Source organism: Pseudomonas sp. PIC25 (assembly GCF_002286785.1).
GTDB lineage: Bacteria > Pseudomonadota > Gammaproteobacteria > Pseudomonadales > Pseudomonadaceae > Pseudomonas_M.
Map to the genome: position 1 here is coordinate 1 of NZ_MUJY01000040.1, position 24,848 is coordinate 24,848.

Consider the following 24,848-nt stretch of genomic DNA (forward strand, 5'->3'; position numbering starts at 1 on the left):
CAGCGACGGCAGCACCCTGGCGAGCAACCGCCTGTACTACCTGCACGCCGACCACCTCAACACCCCGCGCCTGGCCACCGACGCCAACCAACGGCTGCTATGGAGCTGGAACAGCGACGCCTTCGGCGTCGGCCCCGCCAACCCCGACGTGGACGGCGACGGCATCATTACCGACATCCCCCTACGCTTCCCCGGCCAGCTCTACGACGCGCACAGTGCGCTGCACTACAACTACTTCCGGGATTACGACCCGGAGACCGGGCGCTATGTGGAGAGTGATCCGATTGGGTTGGCGGGAGGGCTGAATACTTATGGGTATGTGGAAGGAAATCCGGTTAACTATTCTGACTTCTTTGGGTTGGCGAAAGGGGGCCGGCAGAACCAAAGTGATTCAGGGCTCGCCAACCTCTCTGACGAAGAGATTTCGCAGCGAGCTCGTGATAAAAGTCTAAGTGGTGAGGAACGACGCAGATATCAAAAAGAAGAGAAGGCTCGCGGCGAGCGTAATCGCAATAAAAGGCGGAACAACAGTGGAAAGCTGCGTTCGATAACTGGGCCGCAAATACACATTGAGCTCGCTTGCTCTGTGGGGGCCGCACCCTGCGAGCTTTGCGAAGCCTTAGACTATCCAAACCCCAACTGCCCTGTAGATTTATGGTGTGAAGCCGGGGGCAATACTCCTGCATCGCCCACTCCGCCACCGTCCCCCTTCCCGGGTTGGAGCTCACCTGCACGCCCCAATATTATTGACCTGGGGCAGCAATAATTAGCTCAGAAGGGCGCAACCTATTCAATACAGAATTGACGCGCCCGAATGCACATTACTTACTTAGCAAGCCAGAGGCACCATGGATTTACTAGATGAAATTGACGCTATAGATATTTCCTCGCCTGACGCAAAGAAGCTCCTTCTTGAAACAGTCAAGAGTGAAGATCCTGAGGCAAGACTGCGATCAATAGAAAAGATCAGTCTTCTTCCTAGCGATGTGGAAATACTATCCACCCTACAAGAGCACTTGCGCGATACTGATGAATTAGTGAGACTTGCATGTATTGAGGCAATTGAAGACCACTTGGATACCAACAGCATTTCAAAAATAAAGAAATGCCTAGATGACGGGGACTGGATGGTTCGTGGACAGGCCGCTATAGCGCTCTCAAAGCTAGGAGCTACGGATGCTTACGAAATAGCAAAAATCAGATTTAAAAGCTGCCATGACTCCGAAGAAAAGACGCGGTACTGTTTTGCGCTCTTCTTGATAGACAAAAAATATCTAAAGGAAATTAAAGAGCTATACAGAGGCTCAGGCTACAGAGTGCGCTGCGCTATAGCCAATAATTTAGTCGATGCGATTTATTTTAAATGGAGCGCCGACGAGAGCTTGGCTTTAGAAGTTCTAGAGTTTTTGAAAGATAGTCTCTCAAACGAAACCCAAGCATCCGTAATCTCCAGCCTGGAATATGCAGTCGGTGAAATCAGCGATCTCAGAAATATGCCCGAACAATAATTTGGCTCCATTCCTACTGAATCTATAGGCAGAGATCTAGGCTCGTGCTGGGCTTGCTACATACATTCAAAACGTATCAAAGTGCCCAGCAGGCTGTTTAGTCTTTTTCGGTTCAGGTTGTCAGGTTAGGCCGGCACACTGTTCCGGTTAGAGCAGCGCCTGCAAGCGTGAGAACCAAAGATTTGATTGCGAGCACCCGCTCCTGCAACCCCCGGCGCAATCCGATAAACTCGCCGGCATTGCTGCCTGGAGCCCGTTATGCGCGAAAAGCTGAACCAAGGCCTGATCGATTTCCTCAAGGCCTCGCCCACGCCCTTCCATGCCACCGACAGCCTGGCCATGCGCCTCGAGGCGGCCGGTTACAAACATCTGGACGAGCGCGAGCCGTGGGTCGCAGAGCCCGGCGGCCGCTATTACGTTACCCGCAATGACTCATCCATCGTCGCCGTGAAGCTCGGCCGCCGCCCGCCCGTCGAAGGTGGCATGCGCCTGATCGGCGCCCACACCGACAGCCCCTGTCTGCGCGTCAAGCCGCAGCCTGAGCTGCAGCGCCAGGGCTTCTGGCAGCTTGGTGTGGAGGTATATGGCGGTGCCTTGCTGGCGCCCTGGTTCGACCGCGACCTGTCCCTCGCCGGCCGGGTGACCTTCCGCCATGCCGGCAAGGTGGAAAGCCAGCTCATCGACTTCAAGAACCCCATCGCGATCATTCCCAACCTGGCCATCCACCTCAACCGCGAGGCCAATCAGGGTTGGGCGATCAACGCGCAAACCGAATTGCCACCGATCCTCGCCCAGGTGGTGGGTGACGAGGGCGCCGATTTCCGCGACCTGCTCGCCGACCAGTTGACCCTGGAACACGGCCTCAGCGCCGATACGGTGCTGGATTACGAACTGAGCTTCTACGACACCCAGGGCGCCGCGGTGATCGGCCTCAACGGCGACTTCATCGCCGGCGCGCGGCTGGACAATCTGCTCTCCTGCTATGCCGGCCTGCAGGCGCTGCTGGCCGCCGAAGGCGACGAGACCTGCATGCTGGTGTGCACCGACCACGAGGAAGTGGGCTCCTGCTCCGCCTGCGGCGCCGACGGCCCGATGCTGGAACAGGTGTTGCGCCGCCTGCTGCCGGAAGGCGATGCCTTCACCCGCATCATCCAGAAATCCCTGCTGGTCTCCGCCGACAACGCCCACGGCGTGCACCCCAACTATGCCGACAAGCACGACGGCAACCACGGCCCGAAGCTCAACGCTGGCCCGGTGATCAAGGTGAACAGCAACCAGCGCTACGCCACCAGCAGCGAAACCGCCGGTTTCTTCCGCCACCTGTGCCTGGAAAACGAAGTGCCGGTGCAGAGCTTCGTGGTGCGCAGCGACATGGCCTGCGGCTCCACCATCGGCCCGATCACCGCCAGCCAACTCGGCGTGCGCACCGTCGACATCGGCCTGCCGACCTTCGCCATGCACTCCATTCGCGAACTGGCCGGCAGCCACGATCTGGCGCATCTGGTGAAGGTACTCACGGCGTTTTATTCCTGCCCCGACCTTCCCTGATGGACTACCACCAGCTCGTCGGCCTGCGCCAGCGCCATCCGGCCTGGCGCCTGCTCTGCTCGCCCCATGCGCCACTGATCGTCAGCTTTCTCGAGCAGACCTTCGTCTCACCCAACCTCCGCAGTCTCGATCAACACAGCTTGGCCGCGCGCCTGGACGATCTGCTCTATGGCCTCAACCAGGAACTCGGCGACAACGGTTACCCCAGACCGGCCATCGAATATCTGGACACCTGGGCTGACAACGCCAACGGCTGGCTGCGCAAGTACTACCCGCCCGGCAGCGACGAAGCCCACTTTGAACTGACTCCAGCCACCGAACAGGCCGTCGCATGGCTGGCCAGTTTGGGCAAGCGCCAGTTCATCGGCACCGAGTCGCGCCTGCTGGCCATCTTCGAGCTGCTCAAGCAGATGGTCGAAGGCAGCGAGACCGATCCGCAGCAACGCATCGCCGAACTGGAGAAACGCAAGGCCGCGCTGGACGAGGAGATCGCCCGCATCCGTAGCGGCGATCTGCAATTGATGGACGACACGCGGGTCAAGGAGCGTTTTCTCGAAGTCAGCGCCACCGCCCGTAGCCTGCTGGCCGATTTCCGCGAAGTGGAGCAGAACTTCCGCGACCTTGACCGCGCGGTGCGCGAGCGCATCGCCACCTGGGACGGCGGCAAGGGCGCGCTGCTCGGCGATATCTTCGGCGAGCGCGATATGATTCGCGACTCCGACCAGGGCCGCAGCTTCCGTGCTTTCTGGGAGTTTCTCATGTCGCCCGCCCGCCAGGAGGAGCTGACCGCACTGCTCAGCCGCGCCTTCGAACTGGCGCCGGTGCAGAGCTTGGAGCCCGACCGCCGGCTGCTGCGCGTGCACTACGACTGGCTGGATGCCGGGGAGTCGGCGCAACGCACCGTGGCACGGCTCTCGGAGCAGTTGCGCCGCTACCTGGACGACCAGGCCTGGCTGGAGAACCGTCGTATCATGCACCTGTTGCGCGATATCGAGACCCAGGCCCTGGCCTTACGCGAGCATCCACCGGAAGGCGAGCCGTTCAGCCTCGACGAGTCGGCCCCCAGTCTCAACCTGGCGCTCGATCGGCCGCTCTACAGCCCGCCGCTGAAGCCACGTATCGACGCACAGATTCTTCTCGAAGGCAAGACCGAGAGCGACACCGCCGCCCTGTTCGAACAGATCTACATCGACAAGGCTCAATTGCTCGCGCAGATTCGCCAGGCACTGCGCCAACACCCGCGTATCAGTCTCGGCGAATTGCTGCAGCAGTACCCACTGCGACAAGGCCTGGCCGAGCTGGTCGCCTATCTGGACCTGGCGGCCAATGACAAGCGCAGTGCCTTCGACGACAGCCAGCCGCAACTGATCCAGTGGCATGACGCCGAAGGCAGGCTACGCCGCGCCAGCGTGCCTCTGATCGTTTTCAGCCAGTGAATGTGCCCATGACCGAAACCGACAGTCTCTTCTCCCTGCTGCTGATCGCCCTGTTCAAGGGCGTGCTCTATCGCGAGGACGACGGTGCCCAATGGCAGGTGCTGCTCGACCGGCAAACCGCCGTGCGCGATTACGTTGCCGTGCTCGGCCTCGAACTGACCCTAGACGAGGCGGAAGGATACGCCTATCTGCAACAGCGCCCGAACGAGGACGCCGACCTGCCGCGGCTGATCCCTCGACGCCAACTGAGCTATCCGGTCAGCCTGCTGCTGGCCCTGCTGCGCAAGCGTCTGGCCGAGTTCGACGCCAGCGCCGCGGATGCCCGGCTGATCCTTTCCCGCGAACAGATCGCCGACCTGCTGCGCCTGTTCCTGCCCGAAGGCAGCAACGAGGCCCGTCTGGCCGATCGTATCGACACGCACATCGCCAAGGTCGCCGAGCTGGGCTTCCTGCGCAAATTGCGCGGCAGCGACGATCTCTACGAAGTGCGGCGCATCCTCAAAGCCTATGTGGATGCTCAATGGCTGAACGAATTCGACCAGCGCTTGCGTGACTATCGGGCGCAAGCCGGAAACGCTGCCACGCCTCCGGCAGCCGACGAGGTGACCCCATGAGTGCCCCCGAAACCCTGCAGTTACTTGACTTCGCCAGCAGCGACGAGCGCGCCGGCTTTCGCCTGCACAGCTTCGAGGTATACAACTGGGGCACCTTCCACCAGCGGGTCTGGCGCTTCCCCACCCACGGCGACAATGCCCTGCTGACCGGCGACATCGGCTCCGGCAAGTCGACCCTGGTGGACGCCATCACCACCCTGCTGGTGCCGGCGCAGAAGATCGCCTACAACAAGGCGGCCGGCGCCGAGGCCAAGGAGCGCACCCTGCGCTCCTACGTGCTCGGCCACTACAAGTCCGAGCGCGGCGACAGTGGCATCAACGCCCGCCCGGTGGCGCTACGCGACCACAACAGCTACTCGGTGATCCTCGGCCACTTCTACAACGAAGGCTACGACCAGCACGTAACCCTGGCCCAGGTCTTCTACATCACCGACAACCGCAGCCAGCCCGATCGTTTCTATGTGATCGCCGACCGGCCGCTGTCGATCACCGAGCACTTCGCCAACTTCGGCAGCGACCTCAACGCCTTGCGCAAGCGTTTGCGCGAGCTACCCAACGTCGCCCTGGAAACCAGCTTTCCCGCCTATGGCGCCGCCTTCCGCCGACGCTTCGGCATCGCCGACGAGCAGGCCCTGGAACTGTTCAGCCAGACCGTGTCGATGAAGTCGGTGGGCAATCTCACCGATTTCGTCCGCGAGCACATGCTGGAAGAGTTTCCGGCGGAAGAACGCATCCAGGCGCTGATTCATCACTTCGACGACCTCAACCGCGCCCACGAAGCGGTACTCAAGGCCAAGCGCCAGGTCGAACTGCTGCAGCCGCTGGTAGCGGACTGCGCCCGCCACGCCGAACTCTCCGACGGTGCCGAAGCGCTGGCCGGATGCCGCGATGCCCTGGCCCCCTGGTTCGCCGGGCTCAAGGGCGAGCTGCTGGCCAAACGCCTGGGCAATCTCGATCAGGAGATCGCCCGCCTGGACGAACAGCGCCGCGCCCTGGAGCAACGCCAGCAGCAGGGGCAATCGCGGCGCGACGACCTGAACCGTGCCATCGTCCAGAATGGCGGCGATCGCCTGGCCAAGATCGAGCAGGAGATCGCCCAACTGGAAGGCGAATTACGGCGCCGCCAGAGCGCCAGCGAGCGCTATGACCAACTGGCAGGTGCCTTGGAGTTGCCGCAGGCCAGCGCCGCCGAAGCGTTCCTCGCCAACCGCCAGGCGCTGCCCGAACTCGACGAGAACGCCCGCGAACAACGCGCCGCGGCGCAGAATGCAGAGAACGAACTCAGCTTCGAACTGCGCGGCCTACGCGAACAACACGCCCAACTGCACGCGGAACTGGCGTCGCTGCGCGAGCGCCGCTCCAACATCCCCAAGCGCATGCTGGATATCCGCGCCCGCCTGTGCGAAGCGCTGGCGTTGGACGAAGACGAGCTGCCCTTCGCCGGCGAACTGCTGCAGATTCGCGAGGACCAGCGCGACTGGGAGGGCGTGGCCGAGCGCCTGCTGCACAACTTCGGCCTCTCCCTGCTGGTACCCGACGCACACTACGCCCAGGTTGCCCAGTGGGTGGAGCAGACCCACCTGGGTGAGCGCCTGGTGTATTTCCGCGTCCGCGCCAAACGCTCCCAGGCGCCAGCCGAGACGCATCCCGACTCGCTGGTACGCAAGCTGCAGATCCACCCGGAAAGCCCCCATTACGACTGGCTGGAAGGCGAACTGGCACGGCGCTTCGACTACGCCTGCTGCGCCTCGTTGGAACAGTTCCGCCGCGAGGACAAGGCGGTCACCCGCGCCGGACAGGTCAAGTCCAGCCAGGAGCGCCACGAGAAGGACGACCGTCGTCGCCTGGGCGACCGCACCCAGTACGTGCTCGGCTGGAGCAATGCCGACAAGATCGCCGCCCTGGAAAAACAGGCCGCCGACCTGGAAATCCGCATTCAGGAGTTCGCCATTGCCATCGCCGACCACCAACAGCGGCAAAAGGCATTGGACCAGCGCATCGCCTTGCTCAACCAGCTCTCGGTGTTCCAGGACTTCCAGGAACTGGACTGGCGCCCGTTGCTCGGCGACATCCAGCGTCTGGAGAACGAACGCCGGCAACTGGAGGCTGAATCCGACACCCTGCGCGCCCTGCAACAGCAACTGCATACCCTGGAAGACGAACTGGGCGAGTTGCGTCGTACCCTCGACGCGAAGAGCGACGAGCTGTCACGCCGTCGCCAGCAACGCGAGGACATCCAGGCCCTGGCCGACCAGGCCCAGGCCAGCCACGCCGCCGCCACGCCCGTACAACAGGCCCGCTTCGTCGAACTGGCGGCCCTGCGCAACGAAGCCCTGGGCGAACACAGCCTGACCGTGGAGTCCTGCGATAACCGCGAGAGGGATATGCGCGCATGGCTACAGGCACGCTACGAAGCCGAAAATAACAAGCTCAAACGCCTGCGTGATCGGATCGTCCAGGCGATGAGCGACTACCGCAACGACTATCCACTGGAAACCCGCGACGTGGACGCCAGCGTGGAAGCCGCCGCCGACTACCGGGCCATGCTCGAAGCCCTGCAACGCGACGACCTGCCGCGCTTCGAGCAACGCTTCAAGGCCATGCTCAACGAGAACATCATCAACGAAGTGGCCGGCTTCCAGTTCCAGTTGAACAAGGAAGAGCTGGAAATCCGCGAGCGCATCGCCCAGATCAACCAGTCGCTGCGCGAGATCGACTACAACCCCGGCCGCCTGATCCAGCTCGAAGCCCAGTCCAGCGGCGATGGCGAGATCAGTGAATTCCGCGCCAGCCTCAAGGCCTGTACCGAGGGCAGCCTGACCGGCAGCGAAGACGAGCAGTACGCCGAAAGCAAGTTCCTCGAAGTACGGCGGATCATCGAACGCTTCCGCGGCCGCGAAGGCACCACCGAACTGGACCGGCGCTGGACCCGCAAGGTCTGCGACGTGCGCAACTGGTTCGCCTTCTCCGCCTCCGAGCGCTGGCGCGAAGACAACAGCGAGCACGAACACTACAGCGATTCCGGCGGCAAATCCGGCGGTCAGAAGGAAAAGCTCGCCTACACCGTGCTGGCCGCCAGCCTGGCCTACCGCTTCGGCCTGGAATGGGGCGCCACCCGCTCCCGCTCGTTCCGCTTCGTGGTGATCGACGAAGCCTTCGGCCGCGGCTCCGACGAATCTGCCCGCTACGGCCTGGAGCTGTTCAAGAAACTCAACCTGCAATTGCTGATCGTCACTCCGCTGCAGAAGATCCACATCATCGAACCCTATGTCGCCAGCGTCGGCTTCGTGCACAACGACCAAGGTCGTGAGTCGCTGTTGCGCTGTTTGAGTATCGAGGAGTATCGCGAGCAGAAGGCGCAACGCGAGACACCATGACCTGGACCACCCCCACCGACCTCCGCACCCAAGTACAACGCCTGTGGGACCAAGGCGTATTGCTGCGTACTCAGTTAACCAGCGAACAAGCATTTCCCCTGCCCCTGCGCTTCAAGCGCCCGGACAGCAAGGCGCTGGCCGAACGCTTCGGCGAGGTGCGCCAGTGGATTCGTCTGCTGCAGGAGGGCGAAGGCCATTACCGACTGGATTGGATGGAGATCAACCATCGTCAGCTCGGCCGCAACCAAGTGCCGTGCGGGGCCTTTATCGATAGCGCTGAAGCCGCTCAGGCAATGCTCGGCAAGAAGGGCGAAGCCGAGCGTTTTCGGCATTTGGCGAACGACTGTCTGGAGGCATTTCCGGCGCTGCGCGACTGGCTCATTCGTTATCCGTTGCGGGCCCTGGAAGAAGCGGAGCATTGGCCACGACTGCTGGCGGTGCTGCACTGGTTCCGTGCCCATCCGCGCTGCGGACTGTACCTGCGCCAACTGGACATCCCCGGTGTGGATACCAAGTTCATCGAACAGCGCCGTGGCCTGGTCGCCGAGCTGCTCGACCTGGTGCTGCCTGCCGAACAGATCGACGACACCGCGCGGGGCACGCGCGCCTTCAACCAGCGTTATGGACTGCGCGACAAACCCCTGCTGGTGCGACTGCGCATCCTCGACCCGGAGTTGGCGATCGGCGGGCTGCTGGACATTGGCGCTCCGCTGGAAGAGCTGGCCTACCTGCGTCCCAATGTAAAGCGAGTCTTCGTCACCGAGAACGAGACCAACTTCCTCGCCTTCCCAGGTACGCCACAAGCGCTGGTGGTCCTCGGCCAGGGCTATGCACTGGACAATCTCAAGGCGCTGCCCTGGCTACGCGACCAGCCCCTTTACTACTGGGGCGATATCGATACCCATGGCTTCGCCATTCTCAATCGCCTGCGCGCGTACCTGCCCGATGCCCGCTCGCTGCTGATGGACCGCGCGACCCTGCTGGCGCACGAGGAACTATGGGGCAAAGAACAGGAAAACGAACGCTGCACCGCCGAGCTGCCGCGCCTGACCGCAGAGGAACAAGCGCTGTACCAGGACCTGCAAGCCAACCGTTACGGCCCGCGCGTGCGCATGGAACAGGAACGCATCCGTTTCGGCTGGCTGGAGCGCGCCCTGCGAGACGAGCCTGAGAGACTGTAGCCTTCGAAACGGGCCGTCAGCGCTCGATGCGACTCAGCAGACCGCTCCTGCTACCCAGCTCCTCCATCAGCTCGCAAACCGGTTTGTCGTCCTCGTCCAATTCTTCGCAGAAGGCATCCACCATCGGCATGACGATCGCATGCACCAGGCTGATATCGTGCACGGTGCAGTGATAGACCAACTCGTGCAGATCATCTCGCGCTCCCGTTTCCAGAAACATCGCAATGGCGAGGGCCTCGCTCTTGTCCAACGGCAGCACGATACCCAACCCCATGTACCAGGGGCCGACGTCGATCAGTCGGGCAGCGAACACCAGGCCAGGCCTGCCGCTCCTGGCCAGGGACAGATCGGTCATGACCCGCTCCCGACCGTTATCCAACACATCCCGCAGGATGATCTGGTCATTGTCGATTCGCGCTATCTCGAACACCGAGAACAGTGCGCCGGCCAGCCCTTCCATCAAGCGCGCGGACAGCTCGTCGCCCGCTTTCAGCTTCGGCAGGATACGGTCGATCGCCCGGCGCTTGCCACGGAAGGAAAAGAGCGCGGCATCGGTCACCAAGTCGAGAACATCGTCCTCCTCCAGCGCGTCGATGCGTTCATAACCCGCTCGCCAATCGGCATCGCTTAACTTGCTCGCACACTCCGACAGCAACTGGATCAGCCGCTCACGAGCCTCAGCGTATGAAAGGGACGTAGCGGGAAAGAGAGATTGAGTCATAGTGCCAGTATCCTGATACCTGGATTGAGATTGGCATGATAAACCTTCAGGTACTTAGTTTTCCGGCACCTCCACCTGCACATGAATGGCGTCGTGCCGCCAGAACTCCAGATCGCAATCGATGATGCGCCCGTGCTGGTCGCGGTTGATCCGGGTGATGCGCAAGGCCGGGCTGCCGGCGGCCACCCGCAGGGCCGCGGCCGCTTCCGGCTGGAGCGCGGTCGGCACCATGTCGAACCGCACCCGGCCGTAACGGATGCCGTATTCGCCGGCGTACAGCTCGGTGAGCGAGCGGGTCAGGTCGAAGTCGAGGATGCCAGGAAAGTAGGCCGGGTTCAGGTAATGCTCGACGTAGAGCACCAGCCGTCCGTCGATGCGCCGGGCGCGGCGGATCTGGATCACCCGGGACAGCGCCGGCAATTCCAGCACATCGCAGATGTCCACGCTGGCCGGCTGCAAGCGAGCGGACAGCACCTCGGTGGCCGGCACCCGCCCCTGCTCGCCAACCATGGCGTGGAAGTGGCTGCGCACCAGGGGATTGTAGGCCACCCGCGGCGGCGAGACGAACCAGCCGCGGCGCTCCTCGCGGTAGATCAACCCCTGTGCTTCCAATTGGCCCAGGGCTTCGCGCAGGGTAATCCGCGTGGTATCGAACAACTCGCTGAGCTTGCGCTCGGCCGGCAGCTTGCTGCCCGGCGCCAGCAGGCCATGGCCGATCTGCTCCTCCAGCGCCCGGCAGATGGCGGTAACAGTACGCGGCGCTTCCTCGCGCATCGATGTTCCTCTTTTGGACTAGTCCAGCTCCAGAAAGGAGCGTTCCAACGGGTCCGTAAAAGCTCCGAAGCCCGCCGACATGCTAGGAAGCCTAGATGACCGATAGATGACAGCAGGGTTTCTAGCACGTCATATGCCAGGCCCATTCTGCGGCGAAAACCCTTGCGAATCGGCCGTTCCAGCCATGGTCTACGCTTCATGGGCGCACCGGTACGGTCCCCGGACGAGAAGGAACCGACCCGAGGCGCGACATCAAACTGTCATCCAACGGGCCTAGATTGGCCTGGGTCTTGCTGATCTAGACCACACAACACAACTGCGCGAAAGGAGCTTCGAATGAAACGCCTGCTGCTGGCTTCACTGTTGGGATCGGCCATTGCCATGGGTACCTCGGCGATGGCAGCGGAAGGAGATGTACAGGCCCTGGAAAAAGCGGCCCGTGCCGAAGGCGAAGTGAACAGCGTCGGCATGCCCGACAGCTGGGCCAACTGGAAGGACACCTGGGCCGACCTGGCGAAGCAATACGGTCTCAAGCACATGGATACGGACATGAGCTCGGCGCAGGAAATCGCCAAGTTCGCCGCCGAGAAGGACAACGCCACCGCCGACATCGGCGACGTCGGTGCCGCCTTCGGGCCCATCGCCGTGCAGCAGGGCGTGACCCAACCCTACAAGCCGACCACCTGGGAGCAGATTCCCGACTGGGCCAAGGACAAGGATGGCCACTGGATGCTGGCCTACACCGGCTCCATCGCCTTCATCGTCAACAAGCAACTGGTCAAGGACATTCCCACCTCCTGGGCCGAGTTGAAAAAAGGCAAGTACAAGGTCGCCATCGGCGACGTCAGCGCCGCCGCCCAGGCAGTGAACGGCGTGCTGGCCGCGGCCATCGCCAACGGCGGTGACGAGAAGAACATCCAGCCGGGCCTGGACTTCTTCGCCGAGATCGCCGAGCAGGGCCGCCTGTCGCTGTCCAACCCGACCATCCAGACCCTGGAGAAGGGCGAAGTGGAAGTCGGCGTGGTCTGGGACTTCAACGGCCTGTCCTACCGCGACCAGATCGACCCCAGCCGCTTCGAAGTGCTTATTCCGTCCGATGGCTCGGTGATCTCCGGCTATAGCACCATCATCAACAAGTACGCCAAGCACCCGAACGCCGCCAAGCTGGCCCGCGAGTACATCCTCTCCGACGCCGGCCAGATCAACCTGGCCAAGGGCAATGCCCGGCCGATCCGCGCCGAGCACCTGACCCTGCCGGAAGACGTGAAGGCCAAGCTGCTGCCCAACGAGCAGTACGCCAAGGTCCAGCCGATCAAGGACGCCGCCGCCTGGGAAGCGACCTCCAAGGCCCTGCCGCAGCTCTGGCAGGAAAACGTGATCATCAACATGCAGTAAGCGGACACGGGCGGGCGCGGCGCATGCCGCCTCCGCCCTGCCCCACGGGAAGCCGATGAAACGCAAAGTCATCCTGGTGCTGCTGGATGGTCTGAACCACGACGTGGCCCGCCACGCCATGGGTCACCTCCTGGCCTGGTGCGAAGCCGGCCGCGCAGCGCTGTACGGGCTCGTCTGCGAGCTGCCTTCGCTGTCCCGCCCACTCTACGAATGCATCCTCACCGGTGTGCGGCCGATCGACAGCGGCGTTATCCACAACGACGTGGTGCGGCTGTCCAATCAGCGCAGCATCTTCCACTACGCCCATGACGCCGGCCTGAGCACCGCCGCCGCGGCCTATCACTGGATCAGCGAGCTGTACAACCGCGCGCCCTTCCAGGCCGCCCGCGACCGCCACACCGAGGCGCCGGGCCTGCCGATCCAACACGGCCACTTCTACTACGCCGACCACTACCCGGATTCGCACCTGTTCGCCGACGCGGAAAGCCTGCGGCTGCGCCATGCGCCCGATTTCCTTCTGGTCCACCCAATGAATGTCGACGACGCCGGCCACCACCACGGCCTCGACTCGCCGCAATACCGCAACAGCGCGCGGCGCGCCGACATCCTGCTGGCCGAATACCTGCAGACCTGGCTCGACGCCGGCTACCAGGTGCTGGTGACCGCCGACCACGGGATGAACAACGACCGCTCCCACAATGGCCTGCTCGCCGAAGAACGCGATGTGCCGTTGTTCGTGATCGGCGATGCCTTCAGCCTGGATCCCGGCGCGCAGCCGAAGCAGACCGAGCTGTGCGGCACCGTCTGCGAGCTGCTCGGCGTGCCCCACGACAAACCCTCCTGCCGGGAGCTGCTGAAATGAGTGCCGCCCTCGAACAGAGCCCGAAGATTCCCGGCGAAGCCGAGCCCGCCGCTGTCCGCCCTCGCACCGCCCCGCGTCTGCGCGGCAAATGGCTGGCGGCGCTGTGCCTGCTGCCGTTCGCCGTGTTCTTCTTCGTTTTCCAGGTTGCACCCCTGCTGTGGGTGGCGATCCATAGTCTGAACACCGCCGACGGCTGGGGACTGGGCAATTTCCAGAAAATCTTCGCCTCGAAGTTCTACCTCCAGGCGATCAAGCACAGTCTGCAGATTTCCTTCTGGTCGAGCCTGTTCGGCATCCTCATCGCCATCCTCGGCAGCTATTCGCTGAGGCAGGTGGACTCGAAGTTGCGTGACTTCGTCATGGCCTTTTCCAACATGACCAGCAACTTCGCCGGCGTGCCGCTGGCCTTCGCCTTCATCATCCTGCTCGGCTTCAACGGCGCGTTGACCCTGCTGCTGAAGAAGCTGGGGGTGATCGAGGACTTCAACCTCTACTCGAAGACCGGCCTGATCGTCCTCTACACCTATTTCCAGATTCCCCTGGGCGTGCTGCTGCTCTACCCGGCTTTCGACGCCCTGCGCGAAGACTGGCGCGAATCCGCCGCGCTGCTCGGTGCCGGCACCTGGCAGTTCTGGCGCCATATCGGCCTGCCGGTGCTGACCCCGGCGCTGCTCGGCACCTTCGTCATCCTGCTGGCCAATGCCCTCGGCGCCTACGCCACGGTCTATTACCTCACCACCGGCAACTTCAACGTGCTGCCGATCCGCATCGCCGGGCTGGTGGCCGGCGACATCTCCCTCGACCCGAACCTGGCCAGCGCCCTGGCCATGGTGCTGGTGGGCCTGATGGCGCTGATCACCGTGGTCCACCAGCTATTGCTGAAGAGGAGCTACCATGTCGCGCGCTGAGGCCAAACCGGCGGCGCTCTACCACCGCGCGGTGGTCTACGTGCTGTTCCTGATCCTGCTCCTGCCGCTGGCCGGTACCCTGCTCTACTCGCTGTCCACCAGTTGGTCGGCGACCATCCTGCCGGACGGGCTGACCTTCAAGTGGTACCTGCAACTGTGGAGCGACGAGCGCTTCCTGCGTGCCTTCGGCCAGTCGCTGCTGGTGTGCTTCGGCGCCCTGGCCCTGGCGGTGGTGCTGATCCTGCCGCTGCTGTTCGTGGTGCACTACCACTTCCCGCGGCTCGACGCCCTGATGAACATCCTCATCCTGCTGCCCTTCGCGGTGCCGCCGGTGGTGTCCTCGGTGGGCCTGCTGCAACTCTACGGCTCAGGCCCGCTGCCCATGATCGGCACACCCTGGATCCTGATCGGCAGTTACTTCACCATCGCCCTGCCCTTCATGTACCGGGCGATCACCAATAACCTCCAGGCAATCAACCTGCGCGACCTGATGGACGCCGCCCACCTGCTCGGCGCCAGCACTTGGAAGGCCGCGTTCCTGGTGGTGCTGCCGAACCTGCGCAAGGGCCTGATGGTGTCGCTGTTCCTGTCGTTCTCCTTCCTGTTCGGCGAGTTCGTCTTCGCCAACCTGCTGGTGGGCACCCGCTACGAGACCCTGCAGGTCTACCTGAACAACATGAAAAACAGCAGCGGCCATTTCAACAGCGCGCTGGTGATCTCCTACTTCTTCTTCGTCCTGGTCTTCACCTGGGCCGCCAACCGTCTGAACAAGGACAAGATATGAGCTTCCTTTCCATCCGGGGCCTGCACAAAAGCTACGGCACCACGTCCATCTTCCGCGACATCGACTGCGAGATCGGCAAGGGCGAGTTCGTCACCCTGCTCGGCCCGTCCGGCTGCGGCAAGTCCACCCTGCTGCGTTGCATCGCCGGTCTGACCGAGGTGAACGGCGGCCAGATTCTCCTCGATGGCCAGGACCTGGTGCCGCTATCGCCGCAGAAACGCGGCATCGGCATGGTGTTCCAGAGCTATGCACTGTTCCCCAACATGACCGTGCAGCAGAACGTCGCCTTCGGCCTGCGCATGCAGAAGGTCGCCGGCAACGAGATGCAAAAGCGCGTGGCCGAGGTATTGGCCCTGGTGGAACTGAGCGACTTCGCCGAGCGCTACCCGAGCCAGCTCTCCGGCGGCCAGTGCCAGCGCGTCGCCCTGGCCCGCTCGCTGGTCACCCGTCCGCGCCTGCTGCTGCTCGACGAACCGCTCTCCGCCCTCGACGCGCGCATCCGCAAGCACCTGCGCGAGCAGATCCGCAGCATCCAGCAGGAGCTGGGCCTGACCACCATTTTCGTCACCCACGACCAGGAAGAAGCCCTGACCCTGTCCGACCGCATCTTCCTGATGAACGCCGGACGGATCGTCCAGAGCGGCGACGCGGAGACCCTCTACACCGCGCCGGTGGATGCCTTCGCCGCCGGCTTCATCGGCAACTACAACCTGCTCGACGCCGACAGCGCCAGCCGTCTGCTGGCCCGCCCGGTGCACAGCCGCGTGGCGATCCGCCCGGAAGCCATCCAACTAGGCGAGGCCGGCGTCATCGATGCCGAAGTGCGTGGCCACAGCCTGCTAGGCAACGTCATCCGCTACCGGGTGGAAGCCCGTGGCGTGGAACTGGTGGTAGACGTGCTCAACCGCTCGGCCGCCGACCTGCACGCCAGCGGCCAGCGCATCGGCCTGACCATCGACAGTACCGCCATCCGCGAGGTGGCCTGAATGCCGCTCGCCATTTTCGACCTCGATGAAACCCTGATCGACGGCGACTGCGCCAGCCTCTGGAGCCGGGAAATGGCCCGGCTCGGCTGGGTGGACGAGGAATCCTTCCTGCGCAAGGATGCCGAACTCATGGCCGAGTACGCCTTCGGCAAGCTGGCCATGGAGGACTACATGGCCTTCAGCCTGGCCCCGCTGGTCGGCCGTAGCCGCGAAGAAGTGGACTACGTGGTGGCGCCCTTCGTCGAAGAGGTCATCGAACCGCTGATCTTCAGCGATGCCATGCGCTGTGTAGCCGCCCACCGCGCCGCTGGCGACCGCATCCTGATCGTCTCCGCCTCCGCCGAATTCTTGGTCGGTGCCATCGCCGAGCGGCTGGGCGTCGATGAGGTGCTGGCCATCGACGTGGAGGAACAGCACGATTTCCTCACCGGCCGCACCCAGGGCGTGCTCACCTACCGCGACGGCAAGGTGCAACGGTTGGAAGCCTGGCTCGCCGAACAAGGCGAGAGCCTGGATGGTGCGCACTTCTACTCCGACTCGCGCAACGACCTGCCGCTGCTGACGCGGGTGGACTTCCCCCATGTGGTCAACCCCGACCCGGTACTGCGCGAACATGCGGAGCGAGCCGGCTGGCCGATACTCGATTGGAGTTGAGGTGGGGATGAACACACGCCATCCGGGACCACGCTTTCCCGGATTTCGCCAGGGCTTCCTCCCACAGTTTGACGACTCGGCCTTTTGCGATGGCTATAGGCTACCCGGAGTGGGAGCGAATTCATTCGCGATGGAGAGACGGCAATGCCTCGCCAATCGCGAATAAATTCGCTCCCACAGAAATGGCCAGCGTAGGGGCGAATTCATTCGCTCAACGAAGCACCGCGGGCGGATAAATCCGCCTCTACGGGTGCAGATTGTCCAAGTGCAGGAGCGAGCTCTGCTCGCGAACGGGACTACACAAAAGCTTCGCCAGCAGAGCTGGCTCCTACAAAAAGCGGGTCAAAAACGCTCGCCGATTCCGCTTGAGCACCTAAACTGACCCGGTCGCCGATAGTCTTGGAGCACCACATGAACGCAGCCGACAACAAGCGACGCCTGCAGCATGTCTTCGCGGAAACGGCCAACGGCAACGGCCGGCCCTTCATCGACTGCCTGTCGGATGATGTGCGCTGGACCATCATCGGCTCGACGGCCTGGTCCAGAACCTACGAAGGGAAAGCGGACGTCATCGGGAATCTGCTCAAGCCTCTGAGTGCCCAACTGGGCAACCGCAATGTCATCGTCCCGCTGCGTTTCATCGCCGAGAACGATCTGGTCGTGGTCGAAGCCCAAGGTAGGAATACGACACAGGCCGGCACGCCATACCACAACAGCTACTGCTGGGTCTGCCGCATGTCCGAGGGACGGATCGTCGAGATGACCGAGTACGCGGACACCCTGCTCATCGACTGCGTATTGCAGAGCCCTGGATAAGGCCGCCCCCACTCACTCGCCAGGTTGCCCGTGCAGGGGCGAATTCATTCGCCCGCAACGTCCCGCCCGACTCAGAAATCCAATGCTGCCATGCGCCCATCCAGCACCAGCAACGCGGCGAGGAGGAAGAAGCTGGAGCAGGCCGACTCCACCAACACCTCGCCCTCGCGGGTGCGGTAGCGCATGCCGCCGAAGAGGCCCGGTGTCGCGCCGCCGACCGTGACGTACCGACTGCGCACCACCGCCGCCAGCAGGCGCTCGGCGTGTTCGTGCCAGGGCTCGAGCTGGCCGGGCTGGCCGTCGAGGCCGAGCATGGCCAGGGCGGCGATTACCGCGGCGGAGGGATCGTCGCCTGCGTCGGGGTGGTCCAGGCGGTTCGCCGGCAAGGGTTCGGGGCGCGTTTCCAGCCAGTATTCGCAGGCCCTGCGGGCCTCGCTCAGAAAGGGTTCGCCATAGAGCCCGGCGGCCTGGACCAACCCGAGCATCGCCCAGGCCTGGCCACGCGACCACAACCCAGCCTGCTCCTCCGGCACTACCCGCTCCTCCCGGCAGTGCACGCTGCCGCAGTAGGCGCCGCGCCAAGTGCCGCAGGCGGCCAGGGTGCCTTGCAGGTGCTGGCCGGCGAGGTCGCGCACAGCGCACTGCGGGTGCCGCGCCAGCAGGCGCAGGGTCGGGGCCAGGGTGTCGATGGCGATGCGCCGGTCGCCGTCCGGCCCGCCGCCCATGTCGGTGCCCAGGGGAATGCAGCCCAGCGCGCGACTGAAAGCCGCCGCCAAGGCCGCACCGGCTTGGTCCAGCAGTTGACGGGACTCGAGGTGCTCGAACCAGAGCTCCCCCGGCGCCAGGCCGTACCAGAAGATCATGCTGCGGTTGAGGGTCGGCGCCTCCAGCTTGGACACCAGCCGTTGGCCGATTCGGATCGCCTTGTCGCGGTCCGAAGAGGCGCCGGTGACCCGTGCCCGCAACCACCAGAGCCCGGCCCAGAAGCCACCCAGCCAGGACCCACCGGACGATACCGACCAGCGATCCTCCAGCCCCGGCGAGTACAGCGGGAAATCCTTGCCGCATGCCCGTTCGATCCCTTCCAGGCGCAGCAGCAGCGAGTCGATGGCCCGGGTACGCTCCGCCCGGCTCAGCGTGGTCGAAGCAACCTCATGCAACATGCCGTTCATTTCGCACCCGCAGGATTGGACAGCACCTCGGCGCCAGCGTCGACCGAACGCCGCGCCCGCACCAGCAACAGCGCCAGCAGGCAACCCAGCGCCAGCACGCCGATCAACGCAGCCCAGGCGCCATCGAAGCCCCAGGGACCGGCGGACAGCGCACCGAAGCTCGGCGGACCGAAGGCGAAGCCGCCGAAGAAGCCCACCGAAAGCATGCCCGCCGAGGTGGCCGGAGTACCGAAGGCGCGGTCGCGCAGCAGCATGCTCATGGCAATAGCGTTAGTGGCCACCGCCGTCAGGCCGATGCCGATGGTCCCGGCCCAGAGCATCCAATGTCGCTCCGGGGTCGCCTGCGCGGTCACGCCGATGGCGCAGGCGGCCAGGGCCAGGAGGATCAGCAGCAGCCAGGATTCGTCACGCATCCGCCCGCCGATGGGCGTGAGCACCACGCGGGCGAGGATGCCCATTACGCCGAATACCGCCACCAGGCTGCCGGCCACCACCGAGGACATACCTTGGCGGGTAGCGAACACGCCGAGGAAGGTGATGTAGGCGGATAACGCGACGCCCGCACAAAGCTGGATCGCCATCAGCAGCGCCAGCACCCGGCTCGGCCGAGCCAGGCCAAAGCTGGCCGGCTTGCCCGCTGCCGCCTTCGGTGCGATGCGCGGGGCGCCCAGGGCCAGCAGCATGCCCAGCGGTACCAGCAGCAACAAGGCCGCGCGCCAACCGAACTGCTGAGCGATGCCGGGCAGCACCAGCCCGGCGAACAGCGCCGCGACCTGCACCCCCGCCTGCTTCAGGCCCACCACCGCCGCCTTTTTCTGCGGCAGCACCCGTTCGGCGATCAGCAGGTTGGTCGCCGGGTTGGACAGGGCCTGAGCGATGCCGCACACCGCCACCGCCAGCACCACCCCGCCGAAGCCGGGCGCCACACCGATCAGGCCGTAGGCCAGGGTCGCCACCAGAAACAGCAGCGCCAGCGCACGCCGGGAGCCCAGGCGATTGACCAGCGGCCCGGCCCACAGCGACAGCAGCGCGGCGAAACCGAAGGCACTCATGGTCAGGTAGCCGAGCCAGCCGGGCGCCACGCTCAGGTCCGTCACCAGGAACGGACCGAGGGTGCCGATGGCATAGAAGATCAGCATCGGCAGCGCCATCGCGCCGGTCAGCACGGTACGCAGCAGGAAGGCATCCAGCGCGCTGTCGGCGGCCGGCGGGGAAGTGTCGGGGGTCATGGCATTACCTCGTTACTGCGCTGCCGGGGTTCCGGTCAGCGACGGCCAGTCGAAATCCAGGCTGTCCGCGTCCTGGTAAGCATCCAGCAGACGGCGGCCGACCGCGCTGACCAGGGCGTCGTCGGTGCCGTCGAGGATGTGCGTGGCGCGTGCCGCCCGGTAGATGCCGGACAGCGGCGTCAGACTGCTCAGCCCCTCGGCGCCGTAGACCTGGATCGCCGAGTCCACCGTTCGGCTGAGCGCCTGGGAAGCAGCGACCTTGGCCACGTTGACCTCGATGGCGTTGGCCACCCCGGCATCGAACTTGCGCGCCGCGTCGCGCAGCAGGCCACGGGCGCTGGCGATAGCCTGGTAGGCCTCGAACACGCGCAGACGCACCAGTTGCTTGCCGCCCAGCCGCGCCTGCTCGCCGCGTGCCGAACGGATGCGCGTGCACATCAGGTCGAAGCTGCGTTGCGCCAGGCCCAGCCAGTGCACGGCACGCAGCAGTCGGCCGAGGCCGAGGCGCTCCTGCATCAGCGCCAGGCCGGCACCGGGCTGGCCGAGCAGGTTGTGCCGGGGTACGCGCACGCCGTCGAAGACGATCTCGCACTGCCCCTGGAAGCGGCCGAGGATGTCCACCTCGCGGGCGATGGAGAAGCCGGGCGCATCGGTAGGTACCAGGATCATCGACAGCGCCCCGTCCACGCCAGCGCCTTCGGTACGCGCCACCACGGTGACGAAGGTGGCGCGGTCGGCGCGGCAGATGAACCACTTGCGTCCGTCCAGGCGCCAGTGGTCGCCCTCCGCCGTGGCGGTGGTGGCGATGGTCGCCGGGATCGAGCCGATGCTGTCCGGCTCGGACATGCCGTAGGCGGACACCCCTTCCCCGGTGAGCAACGGCGAAAGGAAGGCGGCGCGGACTTCCGCACCGCCGTGGCGCGTCAGCATGTGCGTGTCGAGGGCGAGTTCCGTGCCGAAGATTGCCCCGCCATATTCGGAGCGCCCCTCCTGCTCGGCCACCGCCAGGTACGCCTCCAGGCTGCTCATCCGCCCCGGGTAGAACAGGCCCCAGAGACCTTGCTCGCGGGCAGCGGCGGTCAGTTCGTCCTGGCAGGCCCTGGCGCTTTCGCGCGGGCCGGCCAGCTCGGCTTCGCGGGGCAGGATGCGCTCGTCCACGAACGTCCGGACCCGCTTTGCCAGTTCCAGTGCGCCCTCGGCAGGACGCGATTGCAAAGGCTGGTTCATGTTCGGTTCCTCAGAGGATGTAAAAAATCGAAGACCTCAGTCGGCAAGAGTTTTTTCACACCCTCTCAGCAGGCGATGCCCACACCGCTTTCGAGGAAGGCGACTTCGGCGGCCAGCGCCTTCTTGTCCACCTTGCCGGCCGGACTCAGCGGCAGGTGCCGGTAGAAGCGCAGGTACTCGGGCAGCTTGTTCACTTCCAGCCCCTGCTGCCGCAGGTAGTCGGTCAGTTCGGCGAGGGAGAAGCGCGGCGCGCCCTCGCGCAGGGTCACGCAGATGCACACGCGCTGGCCGAGGTCCGGGTCCGGCACCGGTACGCAGGCGGCGCTGACCACGTCGGGATGGCCGGTGGCGAGCATCTCGATCTGCACCGGGCTGATGTTCTGCCCGCCACGGATGATGATGTCCTTCTTGCGACCGGCCAGGACCAGATAGCCGTCGCGGTCGATGTAGCCGAGGTCGCCGGTGCATACCCAGCCTTCGGCGTCGCGGTAGCGGGCGTCCAGTTCCGGCGCGTTGACGTACTGCATCGGGCTCAACGGCCCGCGCGCCTTGATCTCGCCGACCTCGCCCTGGGGCAGTTCGACGCCCTGATCGTCGACGATACGGATTTCGCAGACGCTCGGGTTGGGCCGGCCGACGCTGCGCAGCACCACTTCCAGCGGATCGTCCAGGGTGTTGTGGCAGTTCACCCCGTCGGCCGAGCCGTACAGGCTGATGAAGCCGCAGCCGAATGCCTCGACGCAGCGACGCACGCTGGCCTCGTCGATCAGCGAACCGCCGCTGATCAGGCCGACCAGGCTGGATTTGTCCACCTCGGCCAGCAGCGGATCGGCGGCGATGCGCTGGAGCATGGTGGGGACACCGAGGATATGGGTGGGACGCAGGGTCTCGATGGCGCGGATCGCCGCCGGCACGTCGAACTTCGGCAGGACGACGATGGAGCCGCCCAACCAGGACAGACTGCCGAAGGTGGCGGTGGAACCGAACGAGGAGCCCAGCGGCACCAGGTACATCCCCCGGAAGCTCTCGCCGTCCTCATGCAGGCGCTGGAGGAAGCGGCCACGGCCGCCGACCAGGGCGTTGTGCGAGTAGGCCACCAGCTTCGGCTCCGATTCGGTACCGGAAGACACCAGCAGGCGCACCGGCGAGTTCGGGCAAACCTTGGGCAGCGTCTCGGTGCCCAGCGGCTCCGCGTCCATTAGCCGGTCCAGCGACGACCAGCCGCGCCGTGCCTCGCCCTCGACGATGAGGATGCGCAGCGACAGCAGAGTCGGACGCAGGGATTCGATCAGCTCGCACAGGTCGATGCCGCCGAACTCGGCCGGCACCACCACTGCGCGGGCGTCGCAGCGGCGCAGCAGGGATTCGATGTCCAGCCGCCCGCGCCCCGGCGGGAACGGCGCGACCACCGCGCCGAGGGCGGCGGCGGCCAGGTCGATGGCACAGCAGCGCCAACTGTTGGTGAGCTGGTAGGCGACCACGTCGCCCGGCACGATGCCCTGGGCGCGCAGGCCGGCGGCCAGGCGCAGGGAGCGGTCGAGCAGTTCGCCGTAGCTGATGCTTTCCTCCGGCGACAGCACGGCGAGTTTCTCGGGATGACGCTCCGCATGCTGGCGGAACAGTTGGAAAACCGATTTGTTCGGATAGGTTCCATTGCGCACCCACTCGCGGCGAACGTCCATGGGAACCAGATCGATGATGCCTGTGTTGTTCATGTGAAACTCCAGGGAGACTTGACCAGGGTGTAGGCTTCCGTACGCAAACACGGCGCTATCCGCCCGTCTTCGTGAACTGCCGACAGGTCTTCTCGAACGGCGGAAGCGGCCAGGCCGAACTCCCGCAAGAGGTTTTGCCAGGCCTGCGCATCGCGCGACGCCAGGCAGCGGACGATCTGCTCGTCGCGCAGCGCCGGCTCTGCATCCAGCGGGAAATCCAGGGCATAGCGCAGGCGCTCCACTTCGGCCGCATCGCGGCATTCGATGGCCAGCAGCCCGGCCGCGGTGGGGTAGACCCCGGCGACGGGCGGCTCGACCGGCGCCTTGCCGTCGCGCAGGGCCAGCAATTCGGCGGTGCACAGCAGGGTCGCGGCGCCGAGCAGCGAGCTGTCGACCCGCCCCGCCTCGCCGCGCAGCCCGCGCTTGAGCAAGGCCACGCTGATGCCCTGGGCGGCGACCACGCCGCCCAGCACGTCCAGCACGGTGAACAGCGAGCCGCCAGCACTGGCCGAACGGCGGGCGATCTGACGGGCAACACCGGAATACGCCTGCACCATGAAGTCGGTGCCGGGCATGGCGTGCAGGCGGCAGTCCTCGCCCCAGCCGCCGGCATAGGCGTAGATCAGCGCGGGATTGACCCGCGCCAGGTCGGCGTGATCCAGGTTCAGTTCGGCGGCCTTGCCCGGCGCCCAGTTGTGCAGGAAGACATCGGCCTGGCTGGCCAGCTCCAGCAGCTCGGCGCGGCCACGGGCCGACTTGATGTCCAACTCACACACCTGCTTGTGGCGGTTCAATGCGTCGAAGCGCACCGAGCAGCCATCCACCAAGGGCGGCATGCCGCGCAGCGGGTCGCCGCCAGGCAGCTCGATGCGGATTACCTCGGCGCCGAGCAGCGCCAGCAGGTGACCGGCCAGCGGTCCCTGGATGCGCCGGCAGGACTCGATCACCCGCAGGCCGCTCAGCGGCAGGTCGCCGCGCCCGCCCAGGGTGGTCGGCGGCAGGCCGCTGGCGCCGGGGGTGAAGTGCCAGGGGCCGTGCTCCAGCAGCAGCGGCAGATCGTCGTCTTCCAGCCGCTCGATCAGGCTGCGCAGCGGGCAGATGGACAACCCGGCCTCGGCGCAGCGCTCGGCAATCACTGCATAGGGCAGCCGCGCCAGCGCCTCCATCAACGCCACCGGCATCGGCGAAACCGCCTTGGCATAGCGCAACAGGAAGGCGCTCCAGCCCTTGCCGGCCAACTCGCCGGGAATGCCGAGACCGTTCCAGAAGCGCCGCCAGGGTTCGGCGTCCAGGGTCTCCAGCTCGAACACCACGCCATCGGCGGAGGTGAACGGCGGACGCTCATCCGGAGAGGTGCAGCCAGGCAGCAGCCGCTCGGCCCCTTCCGGCGCGGTGGCACCAGCCAGGTACTGGCCGATAGCGAGGGTTGCGGCGCCGGCCAGGGAGACGTCCACCCGGCTGTGGCCGCTGCCACGCAATTGGCCGACGGCGGCGGCGAAGGTGCCTTGCAGGGCCAGGCTGGCGGCCAGGGTGGACACATAGTCCACCCCCAACGGCCGCGCTCCGCCGCTGGCGCGGCCATGCACGGCCATCAGCCCGGAGGCGGCCTGTACGGTCAGTTCGCTGGCACCGTCCGGACGGCCGTCGGCCCAACCGAGCAGGCGCCCAGCGATGGGCGCAAGCCCCGGCACCTCGAAGCGGAAATCCAGCCCGTCGGCACAGGTGCCGGGCTGGAATACCACGCCGATACCCAGGGCACCTGCCTGGTTGAACACGGCCGATGCCGCGGGGACGAAGGCCGTTGGGACATGAGCGAAAGCGCCGGACAGCGTGCATCCGGCCAGGGGAAAGGTCATAGGGTTCACGCCGAATCGATCCATGAAAAAAACCCGCGTGCCGGCGAAACCGGGGAGGACCGGCGCCACGGGAAGGGAATGCGCG

General features: G+C 65.0%; 21 protein-coding genes. 14 read left to right on the forward strand and 7 right to left on the reverse strand.

What is annotated here, in order from left to right; genetic code table 11:
* The 7 genes from BZL41_RS02990 to BZL41_RS03020 form a co-directional block, all read left to right on the forward strand.
* Positions 1 to 766: RHS repeat domain-containing protein (locus BZL41_RS02990; RefSeq protein WP_305884100.1), on the forward strand; the 766-nt coding region annotated here is incomplete at its 5' end.
* An 82-nt stretch (positions 767 to 848) separates the two neighbouring features.
* On the forward strand, positions 849 to 1,508 hold the full coding sequence (locus BZL41_RS02995; protein ID WP_095597926.1) for a HEAT repeat domain-containing protein: 660 nt from the start codon (positions 849 to 851) through the stop codon (positions 1,506 to 1,508).
* Positions 1,509 to 1,766: 258 nt separating this feature from the next.
* Positions 1,767 to 3,056 (forward strand): M18 family aminopeptidase, encoded by a 1,290-nt coding sequence (locus BZL41_RS03000; protein ID WP_095597927.1) that lies wholly within the window; start codon positions 1,767 to 1,769, stop codon positions 3,054 to 3,056.
* Positions 3,056 to 4,492, forward strand: coding sequence for a DUF3375 domain-containing protein (locus tag BZL41_RS03005; protein ID WP_095597928.1), 1,437 nt, complete (start codon positions 3,056 to 3,058; stop codon positions 4,490 to 4,492). The genes BZL41_RS03000 and BZL41_RS03005 overlap by 1 nt, the downstream gene beginning before the upstream one ends.
* An 8-nt stretch (positions 4,493 to 4,500) precedes the next feature.
* On the forward strand, positions 4,501 to 5,106 hold the full coding sequence (locus tag BZL41_RS03010) for a DUF4194 domain-containing protein (RefSeq protein WP_095597929.1): 606 nt from the start codon (positions 4,501 to 4,503) through the stop codon (positions 5,104 to 5,106).
* Positions 5,103 to 8,483: an ATP-binding protein gene (locus BZL41_RS03015; RefSeq protein WP_095597930.1), complete on the forward strand. Its 3,381-nt coding sequence runs from the start codon at positions 5,103 to 5,105 to the stop codon at positions 8,481 to 8,483. The genes BZL41_RS03010 and BZL41_RS03015 overlap by 4 nt, the downstream gene beginning before the upstream one ends.
* Positions 8,480 to 9,664 (forward strand): DUF3322 domain-containing protein, encoded by a 1,185-nt coding sequence (locus BZL41_RS03020; protein WP_095597931.1) that lies wholly within the window; start codon positions 8,480 to 8,482, stop codon positions 9,662 to 9,664. The genes BZL41_RS03015 and BZL41_RS03020 overlap by 4 nt, the downstream gene beginning before the upstream one ends.
* Before the next feature lie 16 nt (positions 9,665 to 9,680).
* Here the strand turns inward: BZL41_RS03020 and BZL41_RS03025 are convergent, their stop codons facing one another.
* Positions 9,681 to 10,385, reverse strand: coding sequence for a hypothetical protein (locus tag BZL41_RS03025; protein ID WP_143518010.1), 705 nt, complete (start codon positions 10,383 to 10,385; stop codon positions 9,681 to 9,683).
* 54 nt (positions 10,386 to 10,439) lie between these two features.
* A complete protein-coding gene (locus BZL41_RS03030) occupies positions 10,440 to 11,159 on the reverse strand; it encodes a UTRA domain-containing protein (protein WP_095597933.1) in 720 nt (239 codons plus the stop codon).
* Positions 11,160 to 11,495: 336 nt separating this feature from the next.
* Here BZL41_RS03030 and BZL41_RS03035 point away from each other — a divergent pair, with 336 nt between their 5' ends.
* The 7 genes from BZL41_RS03035 to BZL41_RS03065 all read left to right on the forward strand — a co-directional run bounded on the left by BZL41_RS03035 (position 11,496) and on the right by BZL41_RS03065 (position 17,564).
* Complete coding sequence (locus BZL41_RS03035; protein WP_095597934.1) at positions 11,496 to 12,554, forward strand: ABC transporter substrate-binding protein; 1,059 nt, start codon at positions 11,496 to 11,498, stop codon at positions 12,552 to 12,554.
* A 55-nt stretch (positions 12,555 to 12,609) separates the two neighbouring features.
* On the forward strand, positions 12,610 to 13,416 hold the full coding sequence (locus BZL41_RS03040; protein ID WP_095597935.1) for an alkaline phosphatase family protein: 807 nt from the start codon (positions 12,610 to 12,612) through the stop codon (positions 13,414 to 13,416).
* Positions 13,413 to 14,324, forward strand: coding sequence for an ABC transporter permease subunit (locus BZL41_RS03045; protein ID WP_095597936.1), 912 nt, complete (start codon positions 13,413 to 13,415; stop codon positions 14,322 to 14,324). Before BZL41_RS03040 ends, BZL41_RS03045 begins: the two co-directional genes overlap by 4 nt.
* A complete protein-coding gene (locus BZL41_RS03050) occupies positions 14,311 to 15,108 on the forward strand; it encodes an ABC transporter permease (protein WP_095597937.1) in 798 nt (265 codons plus the stop codon). Before BZL41_RS03045 ends, BZL41_RS03050 begins: the two co-directional genes overlap by 14 nt.
* Positions 15,105 to 16,094: an ABC transporter ATP-binding protein gene (locus BZL41_RS03055; protein WP_095597938.1), complete on the forward strand. Its 990-nt coding sequence runs from the start codon at positions 15,105 to 15,107 to the stop codon at positions 16,092 to 16,094. Before BZL41_RS03050 ends, BZL41_RS03055 begins: the two co-directional genes overlap by 4 nt.
* A complete protein-coding gene (locus BZL41_RS03060; protein ID WP_095597939.1) occupies positions 16,095 to 16,748 on the forward strand; it encodes an HAD family phosphatase in 654 nt (217 codons plus the stop codon). It begins immediately after the preceding gene.
* 411 nt (positions 16,749 to 17,159) lie between these two features.
* Positions 17,160 to 17,564, forward strand: coding sequence for a nuclear transport factor 2 family protein (locus BZL41_RS03065; RefSeq protein ID WP_095597940.1), 405 nt, complete (start codon positions 17,160 to 17,162; stop codon positions 17,562 to 17,564).
* A 71-nt stretch (positions 17,565 to 17,635) separates the two neighbouring features.
* Here BZL41_RS03065 and BZL41_RS03070 read toward each other — a convergent pair whose 3' ends face one another.
* The 5 genes from BZL41_RS03070 to BZL41_RS03090 form a co-directional block, all read right to left on the reverse strand.
* Positions 17,636 to 18,736, reverse strand: coding sequence for a glucuronyl hydrolase (locus tag BZL41_RS03070; RefSeq protein ID WP_143518011.1), 1,101 nt, complete (start codon positions 18,734 to 18,736; stop codon positions 17,636 to 17,638).
* The gene (locus tag BZL41_RS03075) at positions 18,733 to 19,965 is read right to left on the reverse strand and encodes an MFS transporter (RefSeq protein ID WP_095597942.1); all 1,233 of its coding nucleotides are present in this window, start codon (positions 19,963 to 19,965) and stop codon (positions 18,733 to 18,735) included. Before BZL41_RS03075 ends, BZL41_RS03070 begins: the two co-directional genes overlap by 4 nt.
* 12 nt (positions 19,966 to 19,977) lie before the next feature.
* Positions 19,978 to 21,192, reverse strand: a complete 1,215-nt coding sequence (locus BZL41_RS03080) for an acyl-CoA dehydrogenase family protein (RefSeq protein ID WP_095597943.1) — start codon at positions 21,190 to 21,192, stop codon at positions 19,978 to 19,980.
* Between the two features lie 65 nt (positions 21,193 to 21,257).
* Entirely contained in the window at positions 21,258 to 22,907 is a 1,650-nt protein-coding gene (locus BZL41_RS03085) for a class I adenylate-forming enzyme family protein (RefSeq protein WP_084334862.1), read from the reverse strand.
* The gene (locus BZL41_RS03090; RefSeq protein WP_095597944.1) at positions 22,904 to 24,763 is read right to left on the reverse strand and encodes a CoA transferase; all 1,860 of its coding nucleotides are present in this window, start codon (positions 24,761 to 24,763) and stop codon (positions 22,904 to 22,906) included. Before BZL41_RS03090 ends, BZL41_RS03085 begins: the two co-directional genes overlap by 4 nt.
* Between the last annotated feature and the right edge of the window lie 85 nt (positions 24,764 to 24,848).